The 18267-nt window shown below is 35.0% G+C and carries 19 protein-coding genes; 1 reads left to right on the forward strand and 18 read right to left on the reverse strand.

Going from position 1 to position 18267, the window contains the following annotated elements; translation table 11 throughout:
* Positions 1–55: 55 nt before the first annotated feature.
* The 18 genes from BXU10_RS04075 to BXU10_RS04160 all read right to left on the reverse strand — a co-directional run bounded on the left by BXU10_RS04075 (position 56) and on the right by BXU10_RS04160 (position 16474).
* Entirely contained in the window at positions 56–373 is a 318-nt protein-coding gene (locus tag BXU10_RS04075) for a gamma-glutamylcyclotransferase family protein (RefSeq protein ID WP_078226215.1), read from the reverse strand.
* A gap of 149 nt (positions 374–522) precedes the next feature.
* Positions 523–1704: a tryptophan synthase subunit beta gene (gene trpB, locus BXU10_RS04080; RefSeq protein ID WP_078226216.1), complete on the reverse strand. Its 1182-nt coding sequence runs from the start codon at positions 1702–1704 to the stop codon at positions 523–525.
* 12 nt (positions 1705–1716) lie between these two features.
* Positions 1717–2349 carry a phosphoribosylanthranilate isomerase gene (locus tag BXU10_RS04085; RefSeq protein ID WP_078226217.1) on the reverse strand — a complete coding sequence of 211 codons (633 nt, stop codon included), beginning with the start codon at positions 2347–2349 and terminating at the stop codon, positions 1717–1719.
* A gap of 105 nt (positions 2350–2454) precedes the next feature.
* Positions 2455–3234, reverse strand: a complete 780-nt coding sequence (gene trpC / locus BXU10_RS04090; protein ID WP_078226218.1) for an indole-3-glycerol phosphate synthase TrpC — start codon at positions 3232–3234, stop codon at positions 2455–2457.
* Between the two features lie 56 nt (positions 3235–3290).
* Positions 3291–3659, reverse strand: a complete 369-nt coding sequence (locus BXU10_RS04095; RefSeq protein WP_078226219.1) for a four helix bundle protein — start codon at positions 3657–3659, stop codon at positions 3291–3293.
* A gap of 13 nt (positions 3660–3672) precedes the next feature.
* Positions 3673–4665, reverse strand: a complete 993-nt coding sequence (gene trpD / locus BXU10_RS04100; RefSeq protein WP_078226220.1) for an anthranilate phosphoribosyltransferase — start codon at positions 4663–4665, stop codon at positions 3673–3675.
* A gap of 141 nt (positions 4666–4806) precedes the next feature.
* The gene (locus tag BXU10_RS04105; RefSeq protein WP_078226221.1) at positions 4807–5214 is read right to left on the reverse strand and encodes a GNAT family N-acetyltransferase; all 408 of its coding nucleotides are present in this window, start codon (positions 5212–5214) and stop codon (positions 4807–4809) included.
* A gap of 113 nt (positions 5215–5327) precedes the next feature.
* Positions 5328–5894 (reverse strand): aminodeoxychorismate/anthranilate synthase component II, encoded by a 567-nt coding sequence (locus BXU10_RS04110; protein WP_078227905.1) that lies wholly within the window; start codon positions 5892–5894, stop codon positions 5328–5330.
* An 83-nt stretch (positions 5895–5977) separates the two neighbouring features.
* Entirely contained in the window at positions 5978–7378 is a 1401-nt protein-coding gene (locus BXU10_RS04115) for an anthranilate synthase component I family protein (protein ID WP_078226222.1), read from the reverse strand.
* 300 nt (positions 7379–7678) lie between these two features.
* Complete coding sequence (locus BXU10_RS04120) at positions 7679–8965, reverse strand: hypothetical protein (RefSeq protein ID WP_078226223.1); 1287 nt, start codon at positions 8963–8965, stop codon at positions 7679–7681.
* A gap of 199 nt (positions 8966–9164) precedes the next feature.
* On the reverse strand, positions 9165–9731 hold the full coding sequence (locus BXU10_RS04125; RefSeq protein WP_078226224.1) for a YceI family protein: 567 nt from the start codon (positions 9729–9731) through the stop codon (positions 9165–9167).
* A 33-nt stretch (positions 9732–9764) separates the two neighbouring features.
* Positions 9765–10397 carry an NAD(P)H-dependent oxidoreductase gene (locus tag BXU10_RS04130; RefSeq protein ID WP_078226225.1) on the reverse strand — a complete coding sequence of 211 codons (633 nt, stop codon included), beginning with the start codon at positions 10395–10397 and terminating at the stop codon, positions 9765–9767.
* 4 nt (positions 10398–10401) lie between these two features.
* Positions 10402–10863: a MarR family winged helix-turn-helix transcriptional regulator gene (locus BXU10_RS04135; RefSeq protein WP_078227906.1), complete on the reverse strand. Its 462-nt coding sequence runs from the start codon at positions 10861–10863 to the stop codon at positions 10402–10404.
* A 236-nt stretch (positions 10864–11099) separates the two neighbouring features.
* On the reverse strand, positions 11100–12677 hold the full coding sequence (locus BXU10_RS04140; protein WP_078226226.1) for a glycerol-3-phosphate dehydrogenase/oxidase: 1578 nt from the start codon (positions 12675–12677) through the stop codon (positions 11100–11102).
* 263 nt (positions 12678–12940) lie between these two features.
* Entirely contained in the window at positions 12941–13714 is a 774-nt protein-coding gene (locus tag BXU10_RS04145; RefSeq protein ID WP_078227907.1) for an alpha/beta hydrolase, read from the reverse strand.
* 100 nt (positions 13715–13814) lie between these two features.
* Complete coding sequence (locus BXU10_RS04150) at positions 13815–14294, reverse strand: DUF6691 family protein (RefSeq protein WP_078226227.1); 480 nt, start codon at positions 14292–14294, stop codon at positions 13815–13817.
* A gap of 10 nt (positions 14295–14304) precedes the next feature.
* Entirely contained in the window at positions 14305–14868 is a 564-nt protein-coding gene (locus BXU10_RS04155) for a YeeE/YedE family protein (protein WP_078227908.1), read from the reverse strand.
* A gap of 187 nt (positions 14869–15055) precedes the next feature.
* The gene (locus BXU10_RS04160) at positions 15056–16474 is read right to left on the reverse strand and encodes a rhodanese-like domain-containing protein (RefSeq protein ID WP_078226228.1); all 1419 of its coding nucleotides are present in this window, start codon (positions 16472–16474) and stop codon (positions 15056–15058) included.
* Positions 16475–16919: 445 nt separating this feature from the next.
* On the opposite strand from BXU10_RS04160, the gene BXU10_RS04165 reads away from it, so the two are divergent.
* Positions 16920–18266: a cytochrome ubiquinol oxidase subunit I gene (locus tag BXU10_RS04165; RefSeq protein ID WP_078226229.1), complete on the forward strand. Its 1347-nt coding sequence runs from the start codon at positions 16920–16922 to the stop codon at positions 18264–18266.
* Position 18267: the final 1 nt, after the last annotated feature.

Below are 18267 nucleotides of genomic sequence, written 5' to 3' on the forward strand. Positions count from 1 at the left end.
TTTTGTTCCTGCAAGGTTTTCAAAAACTTACAGGATTAAGATTAATCTGCTTTAATTAATTTTCAATATAAATCCATGCAACAGTTCCTGACTTCAGTGTTATTTCAACCCTTTTGTATGCATTGGATTCGAATTGATCCGCTTTTGCTAAATCAGCACTGGAAATATTGTAAACGATTCCGTCTACAGCATCCGATGGATTTTCGCTTGGCGTTGCTACAAAATAGTCTTCTATTCCAAATTCTTCTTCTATTTGAAGGTCTTTTAGTTTGTAACCCGTTAACTGGTCCGGTGTTCCGGTTAATAGTTTATTGAAAACCTGCATCTGAATTTCTTTCGACTGTAATGTTCCGTAAGAGAATATCTGTTCCATAAATCTTTATTTTTCTCGTTATTTGTTTGCGTTAGGGATGGGAGCGGTATCGCCCGATTAGAAAAACAAGGCTTTTAGCCGTATTTTTTGTTATTGGGAATTTAGCGGACAGCCCGACCCTTGGGTAACGCCCAAAAATACAACTTTTATTACAATTTAAAATAGTCAATATAATTATCCAAATCTTTGTCTCCGCGACCAGAAAGGCTGATTACCACAACATCTGTAGGTTTGAATTTCTTTTGATCTAAAACGGCAAAAGCGTGCGCGCTCTCAATTGCCGGAATGATACCTTCTAGTTTTGTAAGCTGTAAACCTGCATTCATTGCATCATCATCAGTTACTGAGAAAAATTCGCCACGTCCGGTTTGAGCTAAATGTGCATGTAAAGGTCCAACTCCCGGATAATCCAAACCTGCAGAAATTGAATACGGTTCTGTAATTTGTCCGTCTGCAGTCTGCATTAAAAGGGTTTTGCAACCGTGAATAACGCCTACTTTTCCCAGTTTGCTTGTTGCGGCACTGTGACCACTGTCAACACCTTGTCCGGCAGCTTCAACAGCAATGATGCCCACTTCCGGTTCGTGCAAAAAGTGATAATACGTTCCGGCAGCATTACTTCCGCCACCAATACAAGCCACTACGTAATCCGGATTTTCACGTCCTTCTTTTTCTTTTAACTGCCATTTGATTTCCTCAGAAATAATACTTTGAAAACGGGTTACCATATCCGGATAAGGATGAGGTCCAATTGCCGAACCGATAATATAATGGGTGTCAACAGGATTATTAATCCAGTCACGAATAGCTTCGTTTGTAGCGTCTTTTAGAGTTCTTGAACCCGAAAGAGCCGGACGAACTTCAGCCCCCAGCATTTTCATACGAGCCACGTTTGGAGCCTGACGTGCAATGTCGATTTCGCCCATGTACACGATACATTCCATTCCCATTAAAGCACAAACCGTTGCTGTTGCCACACCATGCTGGCCGGCTCCGGTTTCAGCAATAATTCTTTTTTTGCGTAAACGTTTTGCCATTAAAATCTGTCCAATGGTATTGTTTACTTTATGTGCTCCGGTATGGTTTAAATCTTCTCTTTTCAGGTAGATTTTGGTATTGTATTTTTCAGACAAACGTTTTGCAAAATACAGCGGACTAGGACGTCCTACATAATCTTTTAGTAATTGGTTGAATTCGGCTTTAAAATCCGGTTCATCCATTATGCTTAGATATTTTTGGCGTAATTCTTCTACATTCGGATAGAGCATTTCAGGAATGTAAGCTCCTCCAAATTCTCCGTAATATCCTTTTTCGTCTACGTTAAAATTCATTTTGTTTAAAGTTTAAATGTTGATGATTTCAAATTTTCGTTTGAAATTGCTTAATAGATTTTTATTTTTAAGCCCTGGTTCGATTTCAAATTTACTGTTTATATCAACAGCATAAATAGGTAATTTACTATTTGAAATTTCTTCAATGGCTTTCAATTCGTTCATTCCGATTCCGCCGCTTAAAAAGAAAGGCTTTTTCGAATTGTATTTTTTCAAAATGCTCCAGTCGAAAGTTGTTCCGTTTCCACCCGGCAATTTTCCTTTCGTATCAAACAGAAAGTAATCGCATACATTTTCAAAAGGTGTGATGATTTCAAAATCAAAATTTTCATCAGCCGAAAATACTTTAATAATTTCGATTTTCTTTGGAAGCTGCTTTTTTAATTCTGAACAAAATTCAACCGATTCATTTCCATGTAACTGAACGGCTTGTAAATTGTGTTTCTCAACCTTTTCCAGAATTTCTTCCTGACTTTGATTGACAAAAACACCCACTTTTTTGATGGTTCTGATAAGTTCCGGAATATCACCGTCACAATATCTTGCGGATTTTTCCCAGAAAATAAATCCCATATAATCGGGTAGGAGTGAACCTACTTCGAGAATGTTTTGAGGATATTTCATACCGCATATTTTGAGTTTCATTTTTTTTTAATGCTTTAAGCTTTAAGCAATAAGCTGTATGCTCTTTGCTTTGTGCTGATTTTTTATTTACTTTTTGCTAAAAGCTTATAGCTTATAGCGTACGGCTTACAGCTGATTAATAAATTCTGTTGCTGCCTGTCCTGCATTATCAGTTTTCATGAAGTTTTCTCCGATTAAGAAACCTTTGTAGCCATAAGGTTTAAGTTCCTGAATGGCTTCGACTGATGAGATTCCGCTTTCTGATACTTTAACAAAATCATTTGGGATCTGAGAAGCTAATTCTTTGCTGAAATCAAGACTTACTTCGAACGTTTTCAGGTTTCGGTTATTTACACCAATCATATCTAAAGAGGGCATAATTGATTTTACCAGTTCTTCCTGATTGTGAACTTCTAATAAAACGTCTAAGCCTAAGTTTTTAGCAAATTCAGATAATGATTTAATTTCTTCACGAGTTAGAACTGCTGCGATTAGTAAAATCAAATCGGCTCCGTGTGCTTTGGCTTCCAAAATCTGGTATTCGTCAACAATAAATTCTTTTCGCAAAAGCGGAATATTTACTGAAGCTCTTGCCAAAAGTAAATCGTCTAAAGAACCTCCAAAATATTTTCCGTCTGTTAAAACTGAAATTCCACAAGCGCCTGCATCTTCGTATCCTTTAACTACTTCTTCAACTGTGAAATTGTTGTTGATAATTGATTTTGAAGGCGAACGGCGTTTGTGTTCTGCGATAATTCCGGAGTTGCTTTCTCTTAATTTCTGACTTAGCGAAATAGTTTGTTTTCCAAAGAATACCGATGCTTCCAATTGAGAAACAGGAATAATCGATTTCTTAAGAATTACTTCTCTTTTTTTGTCTATTATGATTTTGTCTAAGATGTTCATTTATTATTATTTAAAGATTGAAAAATTTAAAGATTGAACAATGTTCTGTCTTTAAGTTATGATTCTATTTTGGTATTTAAATATTTTATAAAATTTGATAAGTTTTGTGATATTTCAATTGTTAAATCATAACCTTTTTGAATTTCTTGCTGATTACAAAAGCCTAATTCTCTGCTTAATATTAGTATACTCCTAACCTCTGCACAACTTCCTTTTGAAATTTTTAGATATCGTATTAATTGCTTGTTATTATTGTATTCTGATCCTTCAGCAATATTATTTGTAATTGACAAGACAGCTCTTTTTATTTGATCTTTAAATCCAAATTCTCTTTCAAAAGGTTTATTATTCATCAATTCAAAAGTTAATTTGGCTAACTGAACTCCTTTTTTATAAACTTCAAATTCTTCAAAAGATTTAGTCATAATTTTTCAATTTTTAAATCATTAAATCTTTCAATTTATTTAATGCTTTCAATCCCTTTCCAGATAATAAACTTTCTTTTGCTAATTCAAATCCTTCAATTGGAGAACATTTTGTAACCGTTGCAATAGCCATGGCTGCGTTGGCACAAACGACATTATTTTGTGCTTCGGTTCCTTTTCCTGAAATGATGTTGGTAAATATTTCTGCCGATTCCGCAATAGTTTCACCTCCTTTGATGTCACTTTGTTTAATTAATTTAACTCCAAAATCTTCTGGATTTAACATACCTTCGGTACTATGTGTAATTATTTTGGTTGGTCCTGTCAAAGAGATTTCGTCATAACCATCTAAAGCGTGTACAATCGTAAAATTACTATCAGTATTTTGATAGAGATAAGCATACATTCTGGCTAACTCCAGATTGAAAACCCCTAATAATTGATTTTTTGGAAAAGAAGGATTAATTAGTGGTCCGAGAATGTTGAAAATGGTTCTGACTGCCAGTTCTTTACGAAGTGGTCCTACATATTTCATAGCAGGATGGAATAGAGGAGCATGCAAAATACAAATACCGGCCTTGTCTACACATTTTTCAAGGAAACTAGGATCGTTACTAAATTTAACTCCTAAAGCTTCCATAACATTACTGGAACCTGTGATAGAAGAAACGCCGTAATTACCATGTTTTGTGACTTTTATTCCGGCTCCGGCTGTTACAAATGATGCCAAAGTCGAAATGTTAAAAGTGTCTTTTCCGTCACCTCCGGTACCTACCAAATCGATAGTGTTATAATCGGATAAATCAATACGGATACACAATTCAGAAAGTGCTTCCCTGAAACCGATTAATTCTTCAATCGTTATACTTCGCATCATAAATACGGTCAAAAAAGCCGAAATCTGACTTGAGTTGTATTGACCGCTTGAAATATTAATCAAGACGTTTTTTGCTTCTTCTTTTGTAAGCACTTCATGATTGATTAATTTGTTTAATATAGTTTTCATTTTTTTAAGTCTTAAAGTCGAATGTCAAAAGTCTTAATGTCTTTTGCTTCTCATACTTATTTTAGTGTTGTGTTATTTATATTTTTTTAGTTCGTATTTGACTTTATGATTTTCGGCATTCAGACTTTACGGTTATACTTTTTAATGTTCATTTCCCTGATAAATCCACATGGGTTCTGTTTGTCCCGCTCTTTCAAAACCATTTTTCTTGTAGAAATCAACTGATCTTCCGTCTGCGGTTAACATCTGCATGTGAAAGTGACTGTATTTCTCCTGCATTTTGTCCATAATCAACTTTCCTATTCCCTTTCCCTGATATTCCGGAAGCACTAATAAATGCGGATAATAAACAGTTAAGAATCCATCTGAAATTGCGTTACCTAATCCTACCAGCTTTTTTCCTTCCCAGGCAGTCACTAAAGTTTCAGAATTTAAAAGACCATTATACAATTCATTTGGTTTACTGGCTGAACTCCATTCATTGGCTTTGTATAAGACTAAAATGTCATCAATGCTAATTTCTCTTGTCTCTAAAATTGTTATTTCCATTTTTTGAGTTTTAAAGTCCGTGACTTTTGTAATGTAATTTCAGAATTGATTTTCAAGTTTTAAAACACAGAAAGACTTTTATGATTTTCGATTTTAAAACTTTTGACTGATTTCTAATCCTTAACCCAGTTCTCTAAAATTCTTTTTCCGTTTGGTGTTAATACACTTTCAGGATGAAATTGTACTCCGCGTACATCGTATGTTTTATGGCGTAGTGACATTACCTGACCGTGCTCTTCAAATGAAGTGGCTTCCAGAACATCAGGTAAATCAGCATCAACAACCCATGAATGGTAGCGTCCTACTTCAAATTCATCTTCAAGGCCATCAAATAAAGATTCGTCTGTAACTGCTTTTTTTACATTTGTGGCAACACCATGGTATACTTTATCAAGATTTGAAAGTGTTCCTCCAAAAACTTCTCCAATTGCCTGTTGTCCTAAACAAACACCTAAAATGCTTTTTGTTGGCGCATATTTGCGAATTACATCTTTTAATAAACCCGCTTCATCCGGTATTCCGGGTCCTGGTGAAAGCAGTATTTTATCGAAAGAAGCAATTTCGTCAATATCAAATTCATCGTTTCTGTAAACGGTTACTTCACAGTTTAAATCTTCCAGATAGTGTACTAAGTTGTAAGTGAAACTATCGTAATTGTCTATAACTAATATTTTTTTCATGTCTTTATTTTTTGTTTTTATTGTTTCAGGTTTCAAATTTCAGGTTCTCACAACTTGAAACCTGAAACTAAGAGAACTTGAAACTAAATTTTTTCAGCCATTTCCAAAGCTGTGTTCAGAGCTCTTAATTTATTGTAAACTTCCTGCATTTCGCTTTCTTCATCAGAACTTGCTACGATTCCGGCTCCGGCCTGACAGTGTAATTGATGATTTTTTGAAAGGAAAGTACGAATCATAATAGCATGGTTGAAATTGCCTTCAAAATCCATGAAGCCAATTGCACCTCCGTAGAAATTACGGTTTGTTTTTTCGTAATCTTCAATCAGCTGCATCGCTCTGTGTTTTGGAGCGCCGCTTAAAGTTCCAGCCGGGAAAGTATCGGCTACAACCTGCATTGTTGTCGCTTTGTCATGTAAATGTCCTGTAACTTTTGAAACCAGGTGAATCACGTGTGAGAAAAACTGAACTTCTCTATATCTTTCTACATTTACATCATGACCGTTTCGGCTTAAATCGTTTCTGGCCAAATCCACCAACATTACATGCTCGCTATTTTCTTTTTTATCTTCGGATAATTTTTTTGCCAGTTCAGCATCTTTTTCATCATTACCCGTTCTTCTGAAAGTTCCTGCAATTGGATGAATTTCGGCTTTTCTGTTTTTTACGATAATTTGTGCTTCGGGCGAAGAACCGAATATTTTGAAATCTCCATAATCAAAAAAGAATAAATAAGGAGAAGGGTTGATGCTTCGTAAAGCACGATAAACATTAAACTCATCACCTTTGAAACCTTGTGTAAAACGACGGGATAAAACCAATTGAAATACATCTCCGCGGAAACAATGTTTTTTAGCTAAAGCAACATTGTGTTTGAACTCTTCATCAGTTAAATTAGAAAAACCTTCGCCTTCTTTAGTGAATTTATAAGAAGCGATATTTCTGGATTGTAATAATTGTTCGATTTCAGAAATATTATTTCTTCCATCTAAACTATGGCAAAAAATATAAGCTTCGTTTTTGAAGTGATTGATGGCAATGATGTTTTGGTAAACGGCATAAAAAACATCCGGAATCAAGGTCGCCGAATCTTTTTTAGCAATTTCTACTTTTTCGAAATAACGAACGGCATCATAAGAAATGTAACCAAATAAACCATTATTGATGAATTTAAAATCGTTCTTCTCTGATTTAAACTGACCTGAAAATTGCTGAATCACTTCCGGAATATTGGTTGAAGCATCAATTGTATTTTGCTCTGATGATCCGTCAGGAAAAGTTTTGGTAATAGTTTCGTTTTCAATTTTAATCGTGGCAATCGGGTTGCAGCATATGTACGAGAAACTATTGTCATTTCCGTGATAGTCACTACTTTCTAATAATAAACTATTTGGGAATTTATCTCTGATTTTAAAATAAATACTTACCGGCGTAATAGTGTCTGCCAGGATTTGTTTGTAATGGGTGTTGAGTATAAAAGGCTTCAATGTATGTTGTTTTTTAGTTTAATATTTTTTTGTGTTAAAGTTTCGGCCATAAAAAAAGGCTTGTCGTGATGACAAGCCTTTTTTTATTTATAGTTTAAAATACCATAGGAAGCTTTGTTCACGACGTCTGACGTAAATTCTTCCACCACCAAGTATTGTTCATTGTAATTTTCATAATCTTATTTTGATAACGCAAATATATAAATGTAATTTGAATTAGAATGTACTAAAAGCAAAAAAAAACTTTTCTTAATTTATAAAATTGTTAAATATGTAAAAAAAATAAATAATTTTAATTGCTTATTTTCCACTTGCAACTGCATTGTTCAATCTGACTCTAAAATCCGGATTTCCTTTAATATTAGGGGCTAAGAACAATTCGCTGCTTTTCATTTTGGTAAATTCTATTGCAAATTCAGGGTTTCCGTACCAGTTCTTAATTCCGGCATCATTGCTTGACGATTCGCTTGTAATTGCACCATTACAATTGTTGGCCATTACATTTTTTATTGTAATTTTTGATAAATTATCATTATCATTATCATTTCCAATATTTCCATTTAGAAGGATGAAAGGAGTGAAGCCGGAAACGACACTATTGGTTAAGTTGAAAAAGGTATTTTCTCCAATATGAGCAGATTCACGAACTAATCCCTGATCGTTTTCTTCCAGATTTACCAATGTGATGTTGTTTGCATTTATTTTCGTCATTTTTTTAGTCATATCCGTGTTTTCAATTTTATCGTATGAGTCTACTTCAAAACATCTTGACCCTGAAATATCAGATGAAAAAGGATGACGAATAGCGATACTGTTGCTGATATTGATTTGGGCTCCTTGTGTAAAATCAAAATCATCATCTGTTGTTCGGTACGAAATTAAGTTATTCATATTCAGGTCTCCGCCGTAGCATTCAAACGAATCATCATTTGAATAGCTGATCTGAATGTTGCTTAAAACTGTTTTTCTGCCAACACCGGCTAATGAAAGTCCGTTAAGTTCTTTCAAAGCGCTTAATTTTCTTCCGGAATATTCAATACGTACATATTTTAGAATACCTGAGTTGTCTTCTGCATCCTGACCTCCGTAATGATTAAGCATTTCGTCTAAGTTAAAAGGCAAGGTTGCAATACCGCCTAGTTTATTAATAGGTGCTTTCCCTAAAATAATGATACCACCCCAGTCTCCTGGTTTTCTTTCGGTTGTTTCTTTGTTAGAGGTAAAAATAATGGGATCTGTTTCTGACCCTTCTGCAATAATTTTAGAACCATTAGCAATAACTAATGTTCCGCAGGTTTTGTCATCTCCTCTAATAACAGTACCAGGCTCAATAGTAAGAATAGCGTTATTAGTTACATAAACAATTCCGACTAATTGATAGGTATTGCGTTTGCTTAGTTTCGTGTCTTTATCTATGGTACCAGCAATAATATTTGTAGCTTCGCCATACTCAACTGCTGCAGGCTTAAAATTGGTCCAGTTGTTCATCCAGTTTGATGCTCCTGTGATCCCTTTTTGTGGTTGTTGTGCCTGAAGAAAAAAAGTACTGAAAAGTGTTATTAGGGCAATACGTATTTTAATTTTCATAACTATGATTTTTGATTTCTAGCTTTTATTTTACTGTTTTTTTAACGAAGTCAAAATTAAAAGCCCAATGTTAATCAAAACGCCAGACCTTGTTATGAAAGGGTTATTTGAATATTAAGAACGTTATTTTTATGTTTTTATAAAAAAGAAACCCCAACAATTTGAGTTGTTGGGGTTTCCTGAAATAGTAAGCGAAAATTTAGAATTTTAAAGCTACTGTCAATTCGAAATCGTCGTTGATTGTTTTGTCTCCTAAACCTTCAAAGAAATTTCCTGAACCATATTTGATGTCATATTTAGTTCTGTCAACTTTAAATGCAGTTGTAGCAGTATTTCCTTTTACAGCGATGTCAAAAGTTACAGGTTTAGTTATTCCTTTGATAGTTAAATCAGCAGTAACGGTATAAACATCAGTTGATTTAGCTCCAATAGTTTTGAAAACTAATTTTGCAGTTGGGAATTTATCAGTTCCGAAGAAATCGTCAGCTTTTAAGTGTCCGTTTAATTTTCCTTGGTATTCTCCAGTTAAATCAGTTGCAGTTAATGAAGTCATATCAACTGTAAAGCTTCCTCCAGTTAATTTTTTTCCTTTGAAAACTACAGCCCCTTCTTTGAAGTTTACAGTTCCAGAGTGCTCCCCGGTTACTTTTTTACCTACCCATTTGATAGTAGATGCCTTAACGTCGATTTTCTTAGTTTGTGCGTTTACAGAGATACCAGCTGCTGCTACGAATAATGCTATTGCAATTGTTTTTAAATTTTTCATGTTGTGAAATTGATTTTGATTGTTATTAAATAATTATAGTGTGATAAATAATTCGTCCTGAGATTTTCTAACTTTTTTGTAATGCTGAGCGTCGTCCTCATCATGTCTGTAACCTATAGTAGCTACAACTGCTGCATTTAGGCCTAATTTATCAAAGCCTAAAATTTCATTGAATGCTGCAGGACTAAAACCTTCCATTGGCGTAGTGTCAATTTTTAATTCTGCCGCTGCACTTAATAATGTGCCTAAAGCAATGTAAGTTTGTTTTGATGTCCAGACATTTTTAGCTTCTTGAGATAAGTTTGAAATTACTCCATTCATCATATCTGCAAATCCTCCTAAAGCATCTGTAGGAACTCCTCTGGTTTCGCTTATATTTTTGATGTATGCTTCAACTGATTTTGAATCAAGATTAAGATCATTTGCAAAAATGAACAGGTGAGAAGCATCTGTAATTTGAGTTTGTCCCCATGCCTCAGCTTTTAATTTCTCTCTTAATTCCGGATTTTCTACAATAATCACTTTAAATGGCTGTAATCCGTATGAAGAAGCGCTTAATCGAACAGCTTCTTTTAATGTATTTAAATCTGCTTCGGAAATTTTTTTAGTTGCATCAAATTTTTTGGTTGCGTATCTCCAATTTAAATTGTCTAATAGTGTACTCATAATGTTAATTTTGTTGGGTTCGGTATTTTTCTAATAACTGATTTAATAATTCTAATTCTTCAGGGCTTATATTCGCGGCAAATTCACGCTCGTGTGCATCTACCTTGGGGTCTAATTCTTTTAAAACGTCTAATCCTTTCTGAGTAATCGAAACCTCTATTTTTCGTCGATTGTTCGGACAGACATTTCGGGTAACATATTCTTTCAATAATAATTTGTCTACTAATCGTGTTGTATTGCTGGTTTTCGCCAGCATGCGTTCCTGTATCACACACATATTGGTAGGGTTTCCTTTTTGTCCTCTTAATATGCGTAGTACATTGTATTGTTCTCCGGACAAATCATACGGTTTTATCAACTCGTTGAAATGATCCTGAATTACATTTTGCGTATACATGATATTCAGAATAACTTTTTTCGCATTATCCATCTTAACAGTACTTTTTATAACTTCTTCAATTGTCATAGTTGTAAGTGTATAATTTGTATATACAAATGTATAACTTTTCATTATTGTATATACAAATGTCATGTTAATTTTTCGTTAATAAATTACGTTGATAAATAATTGTATATAAACTCTATGTAATTAGTATAAATGTAATGCAATTTTTTTAATTTAAAATATTGATTAAAGATAATTAATAAATATTTTAAATTAAGGAGGTAATAGGTGTTTTTAAGGTTTTGTATTTCAGGTTTTTATTGAAATTCAGATAAGAGGTAGCCTTTAGAGATTTTTTTAAAATCTGAAATTTCTTTGCTAATCCATGCTTCATCATGTCCGAGTTCTTTTGCCATTAATCTTGCTGTTTTTTCAGAAGATTCAACTGCAGCTCTGGCATCTAAGAATAATAAGCGTACACGTCTTGCGAGAATATCATCTACTGTTCTTGCCATTTCGTATCGAATTGCCCAAATTACTTCGGCAATTGTGAATTCGTGGTCAGGATGCAGTTTTTCACTTAGTTCAGGTTGGTTTTGTTGTAATTCAATTATTTTAGGAATATCTGAGCCATAAATGTAAAGGTGATTTTCGCGATCAACAGTAGTGGTGTGTTTGTTTCCGTGAATGGCAAGATGTTCAGTAGCACATTCTTTTTTATGTAATTTTCCTGTTTTGATGGCTTTATCAATAATTTCTTCAGCCATTTTTCTGTAAGTTGTCCACTTTCCTCCAGTAATAGTGATTAAGCCGGTTTTAGAAACGAGGATTTTATGACTTCTGGAAACTTCTTTAGTGCTTTTACCTTCTTCTTTTGGAGCAGCCAGAGGACGCAAACCTGCAAAAACAGATAGTACATCGGCTCTGGTTGGTTTTTTTGCTAAAAAGCGTTGTGCTGTTTCCAAAACAAATTGAATTTCGCTTTCCAGTGCAACAGGTTCTAAGCTATGGCTTTTAATTAAGGTATCTGTTGTTCCTACGACGACACGGTTATGCCACGGAACTGCAAATAAAACTCTTCCATCTTTTGTTTTCGGAATCATCAATGCATGATCGCCGGGTAAAAAAGATTTGTCAAATACTAAATGGATTCCCTGACTCGGAACGATATATTTTTTATACACTTTATCGTTGAGCTTCATTATAGCATTTGTAAAAATGCCTGTAGCATTTATGATGGCTGATCCTTTTATGTCGTATTTACTTCCGGTTTCCTGATCGATTGCCTGTACGCCAACAACAGTTTCTTTGTTGTCTTTTATTAGATTAACAACCTTTATATAGTTAATGACACAAGCTCCTTTTTCTAAGGCAGTCTGGGCAATATTTATAGCCAAACGGGAATCATCAAATTGGCCGTCGTGATAAATAACACCGTTTGCCAACCCCTTTTCCTGTACATTCGGAAGCATTTCGATTGTTTTTTCTTTCGAGATATATTTTGAAGCGCCTAAACTTAAGCTGCCCGCCAATAAATCATAAATTTTTAATCCGATAGTATAGAAATATCCGTTCCAGCGATTGTAATTCGGAATAACAAATGATTGATTTTTGACTAAATGACCTGCGTTTTGAGCCAGTAAACCTCTTTCTTTTAATGCTTCGCGTACCAGATGCACATCGCCTTGTGCCAGATAACGTACACCGCCATGAACCAGTTTTGTGCTTCTGCTTGAAGTTCCTTTTGCGAAATCAACTGCTTCCAGTAAGATTGTTTTGTAACCACGACTTGCTGCATCAAGAGCGGTTCCAAGACCACTTGCGCCTCCGCCAATGATTATTACGTCCCAATTTTGTGTGTTTTGTAGTTTTGATAATTGTGCTGTGCGATTCATATTTGCGTACTATTTCAGGGACTTGTTGTTGAGTAACAAACATAAGAAAAGGAAAGTGAATAACCTGATGCTACTTGTATTAAAGACACAAATTCTTATTTTTAAATGGCAATGGTAATTAAAACCGGTTTGCCCGCGTGAGGGATAGGAGCAAACTGCCGAAGCAGTGCGGATAGCCCGACAGCATCCCGATAAAATGGATGTAAGCGCAAAGAATATTAGCCTTTTTATTGGGATGGTGGCACGTCCAGATGAATTTAAATTTATTGGTTTAAATAATTTTCGATGTAAGTATTCAGTGTTTTTCGCTCTTCGATTGTAGCATCATTATCCATATCACTGTGATTAATGGCTGTGAGTTGAACCGTCATTCCATATTTTTTTTGTTCTTGTTCTGTAGGCAAAACACCTTTGTCCGCATCATAGTTTTTGGAGCGTAGTGTATATATTTTTGGACTATGAGCTCTTGGGAGGGGCATTCTTCGATTGTCCATTGTTATAATCTTGTAAACTAATTTAGGATGTTTTGTGGCAAATAAAGCTGTCATGTCTCCACCATTAGAATGCCCAATCAAAGCAAGATGTTTGAAGTCTAAATCAGGTTTTGTTTTCTTGAATTCATTTAGTACAAAGAGAATGTTTTCAGAGCCTCTTTCCCAGTTTGGTCTTCGGGTAATTTTTAAGTCTCCATCCATTGGGAGAAGATCATCCGTTGGTAATTCATGCTGAATGCTGATAACAAAATATCCTTTAGAAGCTAAATTCTCTGTTAAATAGGAATATATTTTATTGTCTCCACCTTTATTCTCGCCATATCCGTGACTGAAAAATATAATCTGCTGATTAATTATTTTTTTTTCCGTTTTTTGGTGGTAAACAGCGACAGGAATTTTTCGGTTTCTTGACGGGTCAAACAATTCTAAACTATCCATTTGAACGGGATAAATCGTATTTGAAATTTGAGCGTTAGATTTCTTGTTTCCGGAACAGCTTGCAAATAACAAGACGATAAATAGTTTAAAATAGAATTTGTTCATTTTGGGGTGCTTTTTTATAATTATCAAACCCGACAGATTTTCAAAACCTGTCGGGTGTATTTTGTCTTTTAATCTGAAACTTGAAACCTCAAACAAATTTTTAATGAGGAAGCTTGTCTTTTATCAATCCGTAAACCCATGTTCCGGCAATGGCACTTACTAAAGTTACAACAATTACAGTGGCACCAGTACCAATTTGGGCGAATAATGGTCCAGGGCAAGCTCCGGTAATTGCCCATCCGAAACCAAATAATAATCCGCCGTAGATTTGTCCTTTATTGAATGTTTTGGGCTGTATTTCGATTTTTTCTCCTTGTAAAGTCTTTATATTGAGTTTTTTAATCAATTGAACTGATATTAATCCAACAGCAACGGCACTTCCGATTACGCCATACATGAAGAAAGATTCTAAGTTGAACATTTCCTGAATACGGAACCAGCTGATGATTTCGGCTTTTACAAATACAATTCCGAAAAAGATGCCGACGATTAAATATTTTAGGTTTCCGAATACGGATTCATTTTGCTGACTTGCGTTGATTCCTTCGCCGTCTGTATTTTTATTTTCTAAAGGATTCATTTTTGAAATTTTAAAGTGAAAGAATATGTGGCAAAATCAAAAGTGCCATGACAAAACCGCCAATCATAAAACAGATGGTTGCTACTAACGAAGGCCATTGCAGGTTTGATAATCCCATAATAGCATGTCCGCTCGTGCATCCTCCGGCATAACGGGTTCCGAAACCTACTAAAAATCCGCCTACGACAATCATGATGAATCCGCGAAGCGTTAGTAAACTTTCCCACGAAAATAATTGCGACGGAACTAAACCAGTGTAATCTGTGATTCCATAAGTAGCTAATTTTGCTGACAATTCGGGAGAGATAACAACTGCGTTTGGATTTGACAGGAAATATGCGGCAATAAAACCGCCCAGAAAGATTCCGAGAACGAAGAATAAATTCCAGCTTTCTTTTTTCCAGTCGTATTTAAAAAACGGAATATTAGCAGGAATGCACATTGCACAAATATGGCGCAATGATGAACTGATTCCGAAAGATTTATTTCCGATAATTAATAAAATTGGAACAGTTAATCCAATCAGCGGGCCTGCAACATACCAGGGCCATGGTTCTTTTATAATTTCTAGTATACTCATGTTTATTTAAAAATTAAAATGTTTTTTTTTCACCATATAAGTGATGTAAGTAATTATAAGCTGGAGTTTAGATTGCGCTGAACTTATATGAACTTACAAGTTTAATTAGTTGATAGTTAAAACGCACCGAAATTAAATGAACTTATATAACTTATATGGTAAAAGAATTTATGTTCAATGTTTATGCTTTCAAAACCTTACTTTGGCAAACGAAATCAGATTTTGGAATAGTTGTTTTTGCTATTGCTCCAAAACCGCCTTCAATTTCGGTGAAATTTCTGAAACCTCTTGCTTGTAAAATCGAAGCTGCAATCATGCTTCGATAACCACCCGCACAATGCAGATAAAAATGTTCCTTAGCGTCAATATCTTTTACCCAGTCATTAATATAAGCAAGAGGTTTGCTGTATGCATCCTCGATATGTTCAGCTTCGTATTCAGTTTCTTTTCGAACATCTATTATTTTATCTTTTTGAATGTCGGCTTCGTTTGCAAATTGTTCTGCTGTGATTCGGTTTACAGAATCTGTTTCAAAACCTGCTTTTTGCCAGGCTTCAAAACCACCTTTCAAATGTCCGATGATTGTATCAAAACCTACACGGCTTAAACGAGTTACGGTTTCTTCTTCCATACCAGCTTCGGTAACCAATATAATAGGTTGTTTTACATTAGCAATTAAAGTGCCAACCCAAGGAGCAAAATCACCATTGATTCCGATATTAATAGATTGTGGAATATAGGCTTTGCTAAACTCTGCAGCACTTCTTGTATCCAGAATCAATGCTCCGGTTTCTTCAACAACAGCTTCAAAATCTTTTACATCAATCTCTTTCATTCCATTGTGTAAAACCGATTCAAAGGTTTCGTAACCTTGTTTGTTCATAGCTACGTTCATGCTGAAATAGGCTGGAGGAGGCAATAATCCGTCAGTAACTTCTTTGATGAATTCGTCTTCAGTCATGTTTTCGCGCAACGCATAATTGGTTGCTTTTTGATTTCCGATAGTCGAAACCGTTTCTTTACTCATATTTTTTCCGCAGGCACTTCCGGCTCCGTGCGCAGGGTAAACAATCACATCATCGGCCAAAGTCATAATTTTATTTCTTAACGAATGAAATAAAATTCCGGCTAACTCGTCTTGTGTCATTCCAGCTGCTTTCTGAGCTAAATCAGGACGACCTACATCGCCAATAAATAAAGTGTCTCCGGAGAAAATGGCATGGTCTTTTCCGTTTTCGTCAATTAGTAAAAAAGTAGTACTTTCCATAGTGTGTCCAGGTGTGTGCAGGACTTTTATGGTAATCTTTCCTATTTTAAATTCCTGTCCGTCTTTTGCAGAAACGCAGTCAAATTCACAAGTAGCATTTGGTCCGTAAATAATTGGGGCTTCGGATTCTTTGCTCAAATCAACATGTCCAGAAACAAAATCGGCGTGGAAATGTGTTTCAAAAATATATTTCAATTTAACCTGATCGCGTTCCAAACGGTCTAAATAAGGCTGAATTTCCCTAAGCGGATCAATAATCGCAGCTTCTCCGTTTGATGTAATATAGTATGCACCTTGTGCGAGGCATCCGGTGTAAATTTGTTCGATTTTCATGATATATTCAATAAATATGGGATAACAAAGGTAATCTTGTTTTTCCTTAAAATAGGTGACTAATGTTACAGAAATTTGATTTTTGGGTAAAAAAAAAGAAATAAATAGTAGGGAAATTATTTTAAACAGGCTCTAACACATAGAACCATAGATTTATTCTTTGAAAAGGGAATAATAGAGAAACACATTTCTCAATACATAACTATGTGTTATTAAAGCAAGTGAAATGCTTTTTTGCGTTTACAAAATCTATGACTCTATGTGTTTAATATTTTGCAGTTGAAAAAAAAATTTCATCATATAAGTGATATAAGTTCATTTTAGATTTTGCGTAAAACTTATATTTACTTATATGGTTTAAAACTTTACAAATAAACTGGTTTTACAGGACAGGAATTCGGGTTTTAATGGGTAAATTTGTGGAACTTCATAAACAAATTACCTTATGGAAGAAATGCTCTTTTATGACCGAATGCAATTTGCCTTCACGATTACTTTTCATTATCTTTTTCCACAGCTTACAATGGGTTTGTCGCTCATTATTGTTTACTTTAAGTGGAAATATTTAAAAACTAATAACGAACAATACAATCACGCCAACCATTTCTGGATGAAAATTTTCGCCCTGAATTTTGCAATGGGGGTTGTAACCGGAATCCCGATGGAGTTTCAGTTTGGAACCAACTGGGCAAAATTCTCCGAATTAACAGGAGGAATCGTCGGTCAGACGCTGGCAATGGAAGGTATGTTTTCGTTCTTTCTCGAATCTTCTTTTTTGGGAATCTTTTTATTTGGAGAAAAACTACTCGGACATAAATGGCATTTTGTAACCGGATTGTTAATCATGATTGGTTCCTGGGCCAGCGGTTACTTAATTATAGCGACACATTCATGGATGCAGAATCCGGTGGGTTACGAAATTCTGGAAAACGGAAAATTTGTACTGACAAATTTTAAAGCATTGTTCTTAAATCCGTGGCTATGGCCTTCTTATCTTCACAATCAGGCGGCTTCTTTAGTAACGAGTTCGTTTGTGGTTGCCGGAATTGGCGCTTTTTATATTTTAAGCAGAAAGAATGTTTCTTTTGGTAAATTATTTTTAAAAACCGGAGTCATTTTCGGATTGATTTCGAGTCTTTTTGTAGCAGTTCCAACAGGAGATTTACTGGCTAAAAACGTAGTGAAGTATCAGCCTGTGACTTTTGCGGCTATGGAAGGAATTTTTCACACAGAAGAAAAAGGTTCTGAAATTGTTTTAATTGGTCAGCCCGATGTAAAAGACAAAAAACTCGATAATAAAATAGCCGTTCCGAATATATTGAGCTTCCTGACGTATGGAAACTGGGATAAGGAAATTCAAGGGCTAGACCAATTTGAAGAAGACCTCCATCCAACCAATATTTCAGGATTGTATTATGCCTATCATATTATGGTAGGGCTCGGAACTGTTTTTATTGGATTAATGATTATTTCACTTTTTCAGTTAATCAGAGGGAAATTGTTTGAAACCAAATGGCTTTTATGGTCGCTGATGTTTATGATGCCATTCCCTTATATCGCTAACACTACAGGATGGTACACCGCAGAATTAGGAAGACAGCCGTGGCTGGTTTATAATTTAATGCGAACGGCTTCCGGTGCTTCGCCAACGGTTTCATCCGGCAATACCTTGTTTACTTTGCTGGGTTTTATCGGATTGTATCTATTGCTTGGTATGCTGTTTTTGCTTTTAATTGGAAAAATTATCAATAAAGGGCCGCATTATGTGGAACTTTCAACAGAAAAAATATAGG

This window comes from Flavobacterium sp. LM4 (genome assembly GCF_002017935.1).
Taxonomy (GTDB): Bacteria; Bacteroidota; Bacteroidia; order Flavobacteriales; family Flavobacteriaceae; genus Flavobacterium; species Flavobacterium chungangense.